The 13,729-nt window shown below is 66.8% G+C and carries 12 protein-coding genes; 5 read left to right on the forward strand and 7 right to left on the reverse strand.

Going from position 1 to position 13,729, the window contains the following annotated elements; translation table 11 throughout:
• Positions 1 to 17: 17 nt before the first annotated feature.
• Positions 18 to 980, reverse strand: coding sequence for a glycoside hydrolase family 16 protein (locus tag IE295_RS11510; protein WP_190063504.1), 963 nt, complete (start codon positions 978 to 980; stop codon positions 18 to 20).
• A 300-nt stretch (positions 981 to 1,280) separates the two neighbouring features.
• Here IE295_RS11510 and trmB point away from each other — a divergent pair, with 300 nt between their 5' ends.
• From trmB to IE295_RS11525, 3 genes are all read left to right on the forward strand, one after another.
• Entirely contained in the window at positions 1,281 to 2,087 is an 807-nt protein-coding gene (gene trmB, locus IE295_RS11515; protein WP_190063505.1) for a tRNA (guanosine(46)-N7)-methyltransferase TrmB, read from the forward strand.
• A gap of 88 nt (positions 2,088 to 2,175) precedes the next feature.
• A complete protein-coding gene (locus tag IE295_RS11520; protein ID WP_190063506.1) occupies positions 2,176 to 3,528 on the forward strand; it encodes a PrsW family intramembrane metalloprotease in 1,353 nt (450 codons plus the stop codon).
• A 62-nt stretch (positions 3,529 to 3,590) separates the two neighbouring features.
• Entirely contained in the window at positions 3,591 to 4,067 is a 477-nt protein-coding gene (locus IE295_RS11525) for a very short patch repair endonuclease (RefSeq protein WP_190063507.1), read from the forward strand.
• Here IE295_RS11525 and IE295_RS11530 read toward each other — a convergent pair.
• From IE295_RS11530 to IE295_RS11550, 5 genes are all read right to left on the reverse strand, one after another.
• Entirely contained in the window at positions 3,984 to 5,150 is a 1,167-nt protein-coding gene (locus tag IE295_RS11530; RefSeq protein WP_190063508.1) for a DNA cytosine methyltransferase, read from the reverse strand. The genes IE295_RS11525 and IE295_RS11530 overlap by 84 nt on opposite strands.
• 185 nt (positions 5,151 to 5,335) lie before the next feature.
• On the reverse strand, positions 5,336 to 6,310 hold the full coding sequence (locus tag IE295_RS11535; protein WP_190063509.1) for a protein NO VEIN domain-containing protein: 975 nt from the start codon (positions 6,308 to 6,310) through the stop codon (positions 5,336 to 5,338).
• Positions 6,264 to 8,093, reverse strand: coding sequence for a DEAD/DEAH box helicase (locus IE295_RS11540; RefSeq protein ID WP_190063510.1), 1,830 nt, complete (start codon positions 8,091 to 8,093; stop codon positions 6,264 to 6,266). Before IE295_RS11540 ends, IE295_RS11535 begins: the two co-directional genes overlap by 47 nt.
• A 5-nt stretch (positions 8,094 to 8,098) precedes the next feature.
• Positions 8,099 to 9,511, reverse strand: a complete 1,413-nt coding sequence (locus IE295_RS11545; protein ID WP_190063511.1) for a ParB N-terminal domain-containing protein — start codon at positions 9,509 to 9,511, stop codon at positions 8,099 to 8,101.
• 89 nt (positions 9,512 to 9,600) lie between these two features.
• Entirely contained in the window at positions 9,601 to 10,284 is a 684-nt protein-coding gene (locus IE295_RS11550) for a KpnI family restriction enzyme N-terminal domain-containing protein (protein WP_190063512.1), read from the reverse strand.
• 333 nt (positions 10,285 to 10,617) lie between these two features.
• On the opposite strand from IE295_RS11550, the gene IE295_RS11555 reads away from it, so the two are divergent.
• Positions 10,618 to 11,496 (forward strand): hypothetical protein, encoded by an 879-nt coding sequence (locus IE295_RS11555; protein WP_190063513.1) that lies wholly within the window; start codon positions 10,618 to 10,620, stop codon positions 11,494 to 11,496.
• 940 nt (positions 11,497 to 12,436) lie between these two features.
• A complete protein-coding gene (locus tag IE295_RS11560) occupies positions 12,437 to 12,736 on the forward strand; it encodes a hypothetical protein (protein ID WP_190063514.1) in 300 nt (99 codons plus the stop codon).
• 19 nt (positions 12,737 to 12,755) lie between these two features.
• Here IE295_RS11560 and IE295_RS11565 read toward each other — a convergent pair whose 3' ends face one another.
• Positions 12,756 to 13,700 (reverse strand): aldo/keto reductase, encoded by a 945-nt coding sequence (locus IE295_RS11565; protein WP_190063515.1) that lies wholly within the window; start codon positions 13,698 to 13,700, stop codon positions 12,756 to 12,758.
• Between the last annotated feature and the right edge of the window lie 29 nt (positions 13,701 to 13,729).

Consider the following 13,729-nt stretch of genomic DNA (forward strand, 5'->3'; position numbering starts at 1 on the left):
GGCGCCGGCGCCGGGGGTCAGCGCCGGGGCGCGTACACCCGTACGTAGTCGACGAGCATCCGGGCGGGGAAGGGCGTGGAGCGGTCGGGCGGCCCGGGCCAGTCGCCGCCGACGGCCAGGTTGAGCAGCAGGTAGTGCGGGTGGTCGAAGACCCACTTCTGGCCGCGCCGCAGCTGGTTCTTGCAGGCGTTGCCGTAGGTCTTGCCGTCGAGGTACCAGGTGACCGTGTCCGGGGTCCAGTCGATGCGGTAGGTGTGGAAGCCGTCGGCCAGGCTGCCTCCCCTGGGCAGCGCGGTGTGCCGCTCGAGGCCCTGGATGACGTAGCCGGGGCCGTGGATGGCGCCGTGGGCCGTGCCGGGCTCCCTGCCGAGGGCCTCCATGACGTCGATCTCGCCGTTGGCGGGCCAGGTGACCTTGTCGGCGTTCGCACCGAGCATCCAGAAGGCGGGCCACAGCCCCTGCCCCTTGGGGATCTTGATGCGGGCCTCGAAGCGGCCGTAGGCACGGGCGAACTTCCCCTTGGTGGTCAGCCGCGCGGAGGTGATGTCGCAGGGGCCGACGCCGCACTTCATGCCGCGTAGCCGTTCGTGGCGGGCGGTGACGGCGAGGTTGCCGCGGCCGTCGAGCGAGGCGTTGGCGGGCCGGTCCGTGTAGTACTGCCACTCGTGGTTGCCCCACTTGGGCTCCCCGCCCCGTTCGAAGCCCCATTTGGTGCGGTCCGGGCTTTGGTGGGCGGCCCCGCGAAACTCGTCGGACCAGACGAGCTTCCACTCACTGAGGTCGTTCCGGTCGCTTTGGTCGCTCCGGCTGCTCTGGTCGCTCCGCTCGTGGCGGGTCATGGAGGCGGCCCGCTTGCGCGGCGCGGCGTCGTCGTCGCGGACGGAGTCGCCGGGGCCGGCCGGGCCGCAGCCCGTGCCGGCGAGCGTGAGGACGGCGATGGCCGCGGCGATCGCGGTCAGGGAGGGGAGGCGCAGTCGCATGAGGGATTCCGGGGGTTCCGTCGCAGGGAAGTCGCAGAATTCGCAGGGGAGAGGGGGAAGGGGTTCTCCGCCCTGGTGGGCCGGGCCAGGAGGAGCGTAAGAGGCGCGGCGGGCGGGCCGGGGGCGCCGCCACGCCGCCGACGCGGTTGATCACACGATCGGCTGAGCGCATGATCGGCTCGAGTCGCGGGCAGCGGGACTGGGGACGGCCGCCGAGGCAGTGTGGCCGAGGAGGTGTGACGGCCGCCGCTTCCCTCGGCCCCTCGGGTACCGGCCGGCCGCCCGTAGACTTGAGGAACTGTGTCCGAGAACCACGCCTCCCCCGCCCCCGCCGCTCCCGCCGCAGGCCCGGCTACGCCCCGCCCCCGGCGGGAACCGATGTTCCCCGACGGCCCGGCCCCGGACCCCGCGGGTTCGCACCACGAGCGCCGCATCCGCTCGTTCCAGCCGCGCCGCAGCCGCGTCACGACCGGACAGGGCGAAGCTCTGCGCCGCCTGTGGCCGCAGTGGGGCCTGGACATCGACGGGCTCAGCAAGCTGGACCTCGGCGAGCTCTTCGGCGACCCCGCGCTGCCCGTCGTCCTGGAGATCGGCTTCGGCATGGGCGAGGCGACGGCCAAGATGGCGGCCGCCGACCCCGGCACCGGCATCCTCGCCTGCGACGTGCACACCCCCGGCCAGGGCAACCTGCTCAACCTCGCCGAGCAGAACGGCCTGAACAACGTCCGGGTGGCCAACGGCGACGCGATCATCCTGCTGCGCGAGATGCTCGCCCCCGACGCCCTCGCCGGCCTCCGCGTCTACTTCCCGGACCCCTGGCCCAAGAAGCGCCACCACAAGCGCCGCCTGATCCAGCCGGAGTTCCTGGCGCTCGCCGCCACCCGCCTGGCGCCCGGTGCCCTGCTGCACTGCGCGACGGACTGGGAGCCGTACGCCGAGCAGATGCTGGAGGTGCTCTCGGCCAGCCCGGACTTCGAGAACACCCAGCCCGACGGCGGCTACGCCCCGCGCCCGGAGTTCCGTCCGCTGACCCGGTTCGAGGGCCAGGGCCTGGACAAGGGGCACGTGGTGCACGACCTGCTGTTCCGCCGCCGCGCGGACCGGTAGCTGCTCCGCGGGAGTCCGTCGGCCGCCCGGCTCCGTCCGGGCCGGAAAACGGTCACGGCACCGGGCGGGGCTTGGTTAGGGTCAACGCGTGCATGAGTCCGCCACCGCGCCCCTCCAGCAGCCCCCGCCTCCCCCTGCGTCGTCCCACTACAAGCCGCGCCGCGCGCTGTGGGACACGCTCTGGGACCACAAGGCAGTACGCGTCGGCGGACTGTTCCTGCTGCTCGCCCTCTGCGGCCTGATCATCCTCGCGCTCGTGCGCGAGCAGACCGGCACCGAGGGCTTCCTGGTCGGGCTGGGCCTGGCCGTACTGCCCGTACCGCTGCTGATAGCCGCGCTCCGCTGGGTGGACCGGGTCGACCCGAAGCCCTGGCGGAACCTGATCTTCGCCTTCGCCTGGGGCGCCTGTGCGGCCACGCTCGTGGCGCTGCTGGCCAACGGCATAGCCACGAAGTGGCTCGTCACCACGATCGACTTCTCCGAGCGCGGCGACGCCTCGAGCGTGGGCGCCACGTTCGTGGCGCCGGTGGTCGAGGAGAGCGGCAAGGCCGCGGCCGTCCTCCTGCTCTACCTCTTCCGGAGGCGGGACTTCAACGGCATCGTCGACGGCGTGGTGGTCGCCGGCGTCACGGCGACCGGCTTCGCCTTCACGGAGAACATCCTCTACCTCGGCAACGCCTTCGCGTCCGACCAGAGCTTCGGCTACACGGGCCTGCACTCGACGACGGCGGCCACGTTCTTCATCCGCGTGCTGATGTCGCCCTTCGCGCACCCGCTCTTCACCGCGATGACCGGCCTGGGCTTCGGCCTGGCGGCGACCCTGGCGCCCCAGCGCCGCGTCCTGCGCGTGCTCGTGCCCGTCGCCGCCCTCCTGACGGCCATGCTCCTGCACGGCCTGTGGAACGGCTCGGCCAGCCTGGGCGGCCTCGGCTTCCTCGCCGTCTACGCCCTCTTCATGGTCCCGGTCTTCGGCCTCCTGACCTGGCTGACCATCTGGTCCCGCCAGAACGAGCTCCGCATCGTCCAGGCCCACCTCCCCGCCTACCAGGCCGCCGGCTGGCTCACCCCGCCCGAGCCCCTCGCCCTCTCCTCCATGCGCGCCCGCGGCATCGCCCGCGACGTGGCCCGCCGCACGGGCGGCCCGGCCGCGGCCCGCACGGTCGCCGAGTACATCTCCTTCGCCACCTCCCTGGCCTTCCTCCGCCACCGCGCCCACCGCGGCACCCCCGACCCCAACTTCACCGCCCGGGAGCAGGAGCTCCTGCACCACCTGTGGCAGCGCAAGACGGTGGCCCAGCCCGCCCTGACCCAGGCCACGGCGGGGGTGCCGAGGCCGTTCGCGATGCCGATGCCGATGCCCGCACCGGGACAGGCCTGGGGAACGCCCCCGGCCATGCCCCCGACACCAGCCTGGCCCCAGGCCCCGGGGCGGCAGCTCTAGGAACGGCAGTGGCTGCTGTTAATCGGACCGTCTCACTCCTGACCGGCACTACCCTCTGAACCGTGCCCGAAGACACCGAGTGGACGCCCCCCGAAGGCTCCTGGGCCTCCTCAGCAGCCCGCCGCCGCAACATGCAGGCCATCCGCAGCCGGGATACGAAGCCCGAGCAGCTGATCCGCCGGCTCGTCCACGCCCAGGGCCTCCGCTACCGCGTGCACGCACGGCCCATCCCCGACCTGCGCCGGACCGCGGACCTGGTCTTCCGCCCGGTGAAGGTCGCCGTCTTCATCGACGGCTGCTACTGGCACGGGTGCCCGGAGCACTACCTAGCGCCCCGAATCAACGCGGGTTACTGGTCCGAGAAGGTCGCGCGCAACATGGCGCGCGACCGGGACACAGATGAAAGGCTCATCGCCGAAGGCTGGCTCGTGCTCCGCTTTTGGGAGCACGAATCCTCAGACGCTTGCAGCCTCAAGATTGTCAGCACGGTCCGAAACCGTCGCGCTGAGCTCGGCTTCCCCCCGAGCACCGGGGACTAGGGCCGTCCCAACCAGTTCGGCACCGGTCTGGTCTTCCGGACGCAGCACTGCAGCAATTGCCCTGCCCACGGCTTCAGCAACCGGCGGCGGGAAGGCATTGCCAACCTGGCGGTAGCGCGCGGTCTTTCCGCCAGAGAACTTCCAGTGCCGCGGGAAGCCCTGAATGATTGCGGCCTGCTCTACGGTGAGCATAGGGCCGTTTTCCCGGAAGAGATCGCGTTCGGGAATGCACTTTTCAAGGTCGTTGGCAACGCCCCAGCCGTCCACGCCCAGAGCAGCCCATGCGGCCTTGGCCCGGCTGGGGCCCAGGTCAGCCCCTCCGTGCTTCTTCGAGCCGCCGACCAGCGTAGGAGCCTCGCTGGCACGACGCGTCGCCGTATCAAGCCACTTGTCGAAGATGGCCTTGCCCTTCACGCCGTGCGGCTCGCACCGCTCCCACATAGTTTCCTTGAGGGCTTCTGCAACGGTGACAATTTTCTCGTCGCCAGTAGGCCACTCGAACTTTGTGTCCTGCATGTACTTCTTGTCAATCATGACGAGAATTGCCCGCGGACGAAGCTGTGGAACTCCATACGAACGTGCTTCAATCAGTTCCCAGCCACAGAACTCATATTCAAGCTCCACAAGCTCCGCCACAATACGGTCGCGATAAGGAGTGAATTTTCCGTCGAGAATTCCGCGGACATTCTCAATCATGATAGCCTTGGGGCGAAGCTGCTCCGCAAGCTGAAGCATCCTGGGAAAGAGGTCCCGCTCATCCTCTTCGCCGAGCTGCCGACCCGCGACCGAGAATGGCGGGCACGGAACACCACCAGCCAAGAGATCCAGCTCTCCGGGCTTGAGCCCGAAGCCGACGAGCTGCTCATGCTCGAAGGGGTCAACGTCGTTGACATCACCTTCCACGACCTGGCAGCCAGTCCAGTCGGGGTGCTGAGCAACGTTGTCCCGCAACGTCTGGCAGGCGTGCTTGTCAATCTCCAGAAGAGCCAGGTGCCGGAACCCGGCGTCATGCAGGCCCACCGCCTGCCCGCCAGCGCCGGCACAGATCTCGATCGAGGTCAGCGGAGTACCGCTGGAGCTCATCGCCCCTCCTGGTTTGGCTCAAAGCAGACGTATCAGTGTCGCAGAAGTCGCGTGGGTCGCTGCATCAACGCAACAACGCCTCGCAGCTGCCTGAGCCAGGAAGTGTCCCACTTCCCTCTAGCACCGGTGGTCCAAGAGAAGGAAAGGACTGCGCTCCGCGGGCGTAGGCCGTCGACTCAGCCACCTTATCGAACACACATTTCATCTGGCGGCCGGTTGACCGGGACTCCAACGCCCCAGGGCCGGCATGCTCCCCACCCTTCCGGCATCAGAACCTCAGCGGCCCACGGCCTCTTGACCCAGGTACGGACGCTGGCTATCCCCGCACTCAGCGCTTCGTGAGGAACGAATAGCCGGACCGATTCCCAACGCGCTGAGTGATGGCTGTCATGGGGGCAGGCCTGCGCCAGCCACTCGGGGTCAACGGTGGCGGTTGCTGCCACCTCGCCATACGGTCCGAGCAGCACCGCGACCATCGCCCACCCGTCATCCCGGCTCAGCGTCTCGTACTCGTGCCTGGACAGGTAGACAACCAGCCGTGAGGGATCTGTGGTCGTCTTCACTTCTATGTGAACGGGACGCTGCCGTTCACCAGATACCTCGATGTCGTAGCCGTAGCTGTCTGACTCTGCAGCCACATGCCGCACCTCGGCCTCCAGGGCCTGGCGCAGGAGCAACAGCAACGCCTGCTCGCCCGCCTCCCCGACTCGCTCCCGCAGGGAGGTGTCGACCTTGCAGCGAACGGCGAGAAGCGCAGCTCCGACATCGTGGTCGCTCATATTGAGGACCCCAGCCATCCGCCGGGCTTCCTTGGGCAACCCCTCCGGCCCGCTCAACGGCCAATCCCCCAAGACCAGCCACTCGGGGAGCGCGGCCTCCAGGAGAGAAGCCAGCAGCCCTCGATCGTCGTCTGCCCAGCCGTCCGAAGGCAGTGTCGCCAACCGGTCGTCGCCTCTCAGCAGTCCGACCTGCCGCAGCCATACCAGTGCGTCGGCATAGTGCGCGGGTGTCAGATCGCTGTACCGCCGGTGATGTGTGAACAACGCCCGCAGCCGGGACACCTCCTCCGCGCGAAGGTGCACCAGCCAGCGCACCGCCGCACGCAGTACGCCGTCACCGGGCAGCGACGCCATCAAGGTGCCCAAGAAGCGCCCGAACATCCGCCATATCCATGCCTCCGGCTACAGATGGCTCCTCTTGAAGGTCTGCAAGCTGCTGCACGGACGGGTCATCGAGGATGCGCCCCATGAACTCCAGCTTCTCCTCCAACCTCAGCGCGACGACCTCATCAATGGTTCCGCGAGCAGCGAGAACCGTCACCCTTGTCTCCGTGTCCGGGGCAAGGCCCAGCCGGTGGATACGGTCTAGGCTTTGCAGAAACCGGCCCGCCATGAAATCCCGGTCCACATAGACCGCGTCGTGACAAATCTGATGAAGACTGATGCCCTCGCCCAGCGTGGCAGGATTGGACAGCAGTACAGAGCAGGCGGGATCTTCCCTAAAGCGTCGAATCTGCTCCTCCCGGTCTACGGTCCCACCATGAACGACCGCCGGTTGGTACTTGGCGAGCAGCCTTTCCAGGGTCGCCAAACTGCGGACGAACGTCGTCCATACAAGCGTCTTCCGACCCCGTGCAGCGTTCTCCGCAACGATAGTGAGTGCTTCCTTGTATTTCGGAGACATTTCATAATCCGGAAGGTTCCGCATCAATTCGTACAGCGGATCACTCTGGGGAACATCAAGCGGCGGTACGCGATAAGAGAGTGGTTCGTACCGGCTGCTCCCCTCGACCAAAAGCGCTGGGCTGGTAGCCGCCATGAGGAGGCGCAACAGAGCTTTCCCAAGTGCATCGAAGTCATCCCGGGAGGCTTCTGCCCGGGCAGAGAACCTACCAACCATGGCGTCGTAAATCTCGCGATGCAGGACCGGCATATCCACAAATCGGATCCGGGTCTCGAAGGCAGGAAGTTCCAGTTCCTGCTTGGTAGTCCGGGTGAACAGAGGCCGCAGCACAGTGCTGGCGTAAGCAAGGTCCCCGCCGCCCACAGCGCTCGTCACAACACGGCGTCCGTGGCCAGGCCATACGAAGGAAAGCAGGTTCTCTAGGTCACGCGCACCATTGGGCGCTGGAGTGCCGGTGAGGATCAAGCGGCGCAGGGCCAGCGGCCCCAGTGCCATACAAGCACTCCCATACGTACCGCGAGCCCCCAGCTTCATCCGGTGTGCTTCATCAAGGATGATCATGGTGGGTGCTGCGCGGACCCAGGAAGCCAGGGAAGCAAGCGACCGGTCGAGACGCTCATAGTTCACAATCAGCACCTCTGCCCCGGGGTCCGGAGACTTACCCATGACGCTGGCTGTCAAGGGCTGCTTGAAGCATGCTTGGCTCTCAAATTGCCATGACTCGTAAGCAGACTTAGGACTTACAACGAGCAGACGCCGGACCTCGCCGCGCTCGCGCAAAGCCGCGAACACTGCGAGGCCTACGCGGGTTTTACCTGCCCCAGGAACGCTGAAGTTGGCCCCGTGCCTCAAGGAGAGAAGGCGCGCTATGTCCCGCTTCTGAAAGGTGGTGAGGTCGGCCCGCCAACCCGCTCCAAGAAGCGAACCGACGTCTTCCGGACCCACCGTTGCAGCACCAGGTTCCTGCCCCTGAAGGCTGCGCTCAGCTGTCTCGGCGTCGTCGAGCACACTCCCAACGAGCCCTGCCAGGTCTTCATCCCACTGAACATCGCCCGGGGAGGGCCAGGACCCCAGCGCACTGATCCCGACGAGGAGGTCGTCAAGGTCGACCTCCAGGGACAGGGGCCCGCGCTGGCCACCCGCAGGGAAGCGGGCAGCCAGCTGGACGAGATCATTCTGGTGCTGTGGGACCGTACGCAGAACCGCTCTTGTGCGGGTTACGTCGAAGCCAATTCTCAAGGATGGCTCTGTGCCGACCACCGGTCTCAGCCCTTCTGCTGGAATACATCAATCAGCCATGCCACCCCGTCGCCGGGGGCGGGGATGCTGCGCGCAGACTCCGTCGCCAGCTTGCTCAGGCTTTCTCGCAGCTTCAGGACTGCCTCGTCGTAGGCCTCCTCATCAAGACTGCGTGACGCGCGGGCCATGACCAGGTCCGTTACGCACTGATCAATCGCCTGACATGCATCTGTAAGCCGGTCTGGCGCCGCCTGCTTGCGTTTCCGGACACGCGCGTCCTTGCCGGCAGGCACCAAAGCATCGTCTACAGCCTCCCAAGCCGCCTTGCGCATCCGGGTCGCTGCTGTATACCGCTCGGTGGAGACGATATCCACTGCGCCCTCGGCGGCCTTTGCCTTAAGCACGGAGTCGGTGAAGGACCTCGCAGCGAATACTTTAGCGTCGTCGGCCCTGACCGACCGGCCTAGGCCGGGAATCGCCACGGCCGCTACGGCCGTCGGCGCAGACTTAAATTCGCCCGGAAGGCGCTGATCCAGGTACCGCTCCCGGAATTCGGGCTCGATGAGGCGCACATCCGTCTTAGAGAACCCGAGAACGATTGCGGCCAGTCGTGTCTCTTTCATCAAGTCTGCCTTTTCCTTGTTGGCAGCAGCATCCTTGACGTATCGACGGTGCAACTCTCGCAGTTTCTCCTGGTGTTGCTCAAAATCCATCAGCCGAAGCTGAGCCTCACCGTCCCGGCTTCGCTCGATCAGATCATGCAGGCAGGCAAGGACCCAGAGATCCTGTTCGCAAGTCGCCTTCCGGATACGGAACTCGCGCGCAATGTCGGACAGTGACCGGCCGGCCGCGAACTGCTCTTCAACAGCCAAGAGCCGGTTAATGTACGAGTAGTCGCGACGATGCTCCTTGCGGAGCTGCAACGACAACTCAACGGTGTTGATATCCTGCCAGGTGCAAGATTCGGGCAGTACGGCCACCCGCATACTGGCAACGCCCAGCTCCTTCAGAGCCGCTCGTCGAGTATTTCCATTGACCAGCACACCATCGCGGGTAATCAAGCCCGGTTCGTTTTGCTTGAATTCACGCAGGCTCTCCATGAGCACGTCGAACTCGGGGTCAGGCTTCGACGGGTCAGCCGGCAGAGCCTTGAGCAGGTGATGGAGGTAAGACTGACCGTCCGGGCCCCACGGGTTAGCGTCCAGTTTCCGGTCACGCTCGGGGTCGTGGCTGCGCTGAGCACGGATGCGGTGAGTACCCGGGTTGTAGTACAGCGCGTCGACCGGCATGTCGATCACTTCGAAGTGGGTTGGCGTCCCACGCCACTCGATCGTCTGGGTCTCCCGGGCGCCGGCTTGCTGGGCGACCTCGTGCAAGCGCTGCTCGATGAGCTCCTTGTTCTCTGCCGCCAGCGGCGGCCTGCCGAAGTCTTTACTCACAGCCCTCTCCTACAGGGTCATGCTGGTCTGGCGTGCCGACCGGTGGGGCCCTCCATCCACGGCCCCACCGTCTGCAGCAACGCTCCAGATCAACCCTCGTTAGATTCAAGTACCTTGCGGACTTTATCCCTGGAGGCACCCGGCAGGGATCGATAGTGGGCCCACAGCTGTTCAAGGGCGCTCAGCTCGCGCCGGTCAGCAGCTATCCAGCCGGCAAGGAGCTTCTTCTCGTAGGCTCCCAGGTCCTGCACGCCCTCTATCACCGCCGGCAGATCTGCTACGAGGCCCCGCCCTCCCACCCGGCAGCGCTTGCACTCCGTCACCAACTCAACCGCGGTGCTGCCGTCCGGCTGGAGTACCTCGCGCCGCGCGATATCAAGCTGCACCAGCTCGTGTGAGCCCTCGTAGCTCTCTCCGGTTGAGATTCCGCAGGACCTGCAGATGTAGCCGTCGCGAGAAATGATCTCCCGACGCTGGGTAGCCGAGATCGCAGTGCTCGGTCTTGTGCTCTTGCCGGGCTCCCACACCGGGATGCCTTGGAGGACAAACCTCTGCTCGTGTGCCTCCAGTTCAGGGTCTTCACGGTTTGTCGCAATTTGCCAGCCGAAGTCCCGGAGATCCCGCATCCTTCGATCGATCTGAGACGTATCCGGGAACGCGTCACGCAACTGACTCTTAGTGAAAACGTTGCCCTCACCCACCTCAGCAACGAGCCACAGCGCCGCCCGCTTCATCGTTCCGAGCTTCTGGTCCTGCCAGGACGGCATATCCATTACGCCCCCACCTCCGCCTAGTTGGAAGAAATGCCCGCCTTGTACACCTCGCGGCTTATCGCCCCTCCTACCAGCGGTATGGAGGTGAGTGCACCTTGCGGCACATCCCATTCGAACCTGCCTGCCCGCCTTCTTCCAACCCCACCCCTGTCCCTTCTTGTCCCTTCCTGCAATAGGGACAAGAACCATCGACGCTCAGGTGTCCCTCCGTCAGATCTGACAGAAAAGGGGACAGCGGAGGACGGGAAATGCTCTAGATCAGCTTCACAACTACCCGATCAGGGGCCAGACTCGATCTAGATCTGTCACGTATAACTGGCCACAGGAGTCGAGTTGCCGCCGAACAAGTCGCTGGAGGACCTCCCGTCGGACATGCCTGCCGCCCGGCGGGAGTTCGCTGAAGCCATGCGCGGGATCCGTAGCTGTCTGGATCTCTCCCAGCGAGGGATCGCCACTGCAGTCCAGAGCAACAAGACCACGGTGAACGAGTGTCTCAACGCCCGCAAGGTCTCCCGTGGTGACATCGATGTGATCAAGCGGATCTACGACTTGGCAGCACAGAGCGCACAGCATGCTGCGCTCCCGGTCACCTGGGACAAGCTCGTCTTACTGTTCGAGGAGCTCTGGAAAGAAGAGGAGAGGTTGGCGCCGCGGTCGCCCATAGCCGTCCCTCATACCTCGAAGAAGGAGCGTCAGCCGCGCGCCGTTGCTACGCCTCCCGTCAGGAGGCGCCTGACGCGTGTGCGCAACGGCAGGTCGCACCAGCGAGCTGCCATCCGTCGCGCGCGGCAGGCCACGGCCCATGTCGGCGCATCCGCGGCGACAACAGATCTGGAAGCTTCGACGGCCTCGGCAGTTGCGCCGGTCCCCAGTCGGCAGGGGGACCGGCCACACGAAAACAACAGCGAACGCTTGACCGAAATGAGCTGGCCGGGACTCCAGGAGGTGGCAGTACACCTGGACCGCGGTCGCACTCTCGACGCGGTCACCATTCTTCGGAACGCGGGATGGGCGCTGCCTGTGGAAGAGGTACCTGGTGCCATCTCGGATTGTCGGGCCGCAGGGCTCGATGATGCAGCCGAGACCATGCTGAGCAGCGCCGGACAACGGGACATCAATGCTGTTCTCTACCTCGCGACCACGTTCAACAACGAGCATCGCCATGACGACGTCGGTGCCCTGCTCCGCTCTGCGTCACGCGCGAGAGCGTAGCTGCGTCACGCTGCCCGCCATCCACATCTACCGTTCAGCTAAGCCAGGGAGTAGTCATCAATACCGACCCGTTGAATGGCCGCACCGCCCGGCGTCGCACCACGGCACCGCGTCAGGAGTCCCGTCTCAGCAGCGACCTGGTTGCATTCCTGGCCGTCCTGGGCTTCAACCTCGCTCTCGCCTTCGCCGTCATCTTCTCGACGGATGCCTACCCGCCCGCCATCCTGGGCGCGGCTGGGGCGGCCACCGCCGTGGAATTCGGCACGTGGGCGAAGTTTCGTAGACCCCGCGACGCTGGCATCCGGACTGGGCGTCTGGGTGGTCACTTGAAGTACAAGAGGCGGGGCGTGGACTTTCAGCTCACGTTAGGTGAGTCCGCTCCCGACTCTGGCACTGCCGCTTCACGAACGTCGCCGTAATCCTGGCCGGCCGGCGCCAGGCTGCGTTCAAGGCGTGCATCCCTGTACACCAGAGAGCAGCCCATGCCACTTCCCTGTACTGGCTGGTGGAGCCGGAGCCTGGGATTCGGGGGCGGGATTCGAGCTGCCCTCTTAGGAGTAGGTCTCCCGTACGTACTTCTCCCGGACCGCGCGCGACGACGCCTGATGGGATCGGTTTCTCGGAGATGGCCACAGAAGCCGCGCCCGAGCCTGCGCCCGTCACCGTACCGGCTTCCCCTCAACCGACCCGTCCCGCCGTGTCATGGAATGCAGCGGCTGCGGCACCCCCGGCCGGCGCGAAGCGCTTCCCGGCGGACTCTGCCGCGCCTGTCACGGTGATCCGCCGCACGCCGAACCGGCGCCCGTCCTCGTCGGCGGTGACGTGCACGTCCTCGTCTCGCGGCTGCGCGGCCTGGCCCGCACCCGCACGCGTGGCTCGAGGTCGCCGCGTTAGCCTCGAGAGATCGTCTCTTGATGTGGAGGTTGCGGCTGTGGCGGCAATGGCGAAGGTTCCTGGGTCCGTGATTGCTGCCGCCGGGCTCGTCGGTGGGTATGGCGTGGCGCGGTGGAGCAAGAAGCGGCCGCTGGGTGGGGTGGTGCTGGCCGCCGCCGGGGCGGTGGCTGCCCGGCAGTGGAAGGAGTCGGCCGGGAACGGTGCTGCCGCCGGGCTGACCGGGCTTTACGTCGCTGCCTTCGCCGGGTCGCACCCGCTGGCGAAGAAGGTGGGGGCCTGGCCGTCCGTGTTCGGGGTGGCCGGGGCCGTCGCGCTCGCGTCGTGGGCCGTGGAGCGGCGCGCCTGAGCAGCGCCGCTCCCGTGCCTTACGCCGAGGCCGCTGTGAGCTTGGTCAGCTCGGTGTCGGTCAGCTTCAGGTCCGCGACCGCCAGCAGGGCCGGGAGCTGGTCCACCGTGCGGGCGCTGGCCAGGGGGGTGGCCACCGTCGGCTGGGCGGCGAGCCAGGCCAGGGCGACCGTGGCGACCTCGGCGCCGCGGGCGGCCGCCACCTCGTCCAGGGCGGCCAGGACCCGTACGCCGCGCTCCGACTCCAGGTGCTTGCCGGCGCCGGACGCCCGGGCGCTGTCCACCGTCGCGCCGGGGCGGTACTTGCCGGTGAGGAAGCCCGAGGCGAGGGCGAAGTACGGGACCGCGGCCAGGCCGTGCTCGGCGGCCGCGGCCGCCAGGTCGCCCTCGTAGGTGTCGCGGGAGACCAGGTTGTAGTGGGGCTGGATCGCCACGTACTTGGCCAGGCCGGAGGCTTCCGAGAAGGCGAGGGAGGCCCGCAGGCGCTCGGCCGTGATGTTGGAGGCGGCGATCTCGCGGACCTTGCCCTCCTTCACCAGGGCGTCCAGGGTCGTGATGATGTCCTCGACCGGCACCGACTCGTCGTCGACGTGGGTGTAGTAGAGGTCGATGCGGTCCGTGCGCAGGCGGCGCAGGGAGGCCTCGACGTCCGCCTTGATCACGGCCGGCTTCAGGCCCCGGTGCTCCGGGACGCCGTGGCCGACCTTGGTGGCCACGACGACGGCGTCGCGGTTGCCGCGGGCGGCCATCCAGTCGCCGATGACGGTCTCGGATTCACCGCCCTGGTTCCCGGGCACCCAGGCCGAATAGACGTCGGCCGTGTCGAGGAAATTGCCGCCGGCCTCCGCGTATGCGTCGAGGACGGCGAAGGACTGCTTTTCGTCGGCGGTCCAGCCGAAGACGTTGCCGCCGAGGGCCAGGGGGTGGACGGAAAGACTGCCGATCGTGCGATGAGTGTCAGCCATGCGATGCGTCAACTCCCCTGCGCAGGTAG

Source organism: Streptomyces griseocarneus (genome assembly GCF_014655595.1).
GTDB lineage: Bacteria > Actinomycetota > Actinomycetes > Streptomycetales > Streptomycetaceae > Streptomyces > Streptomyces griseocarneus.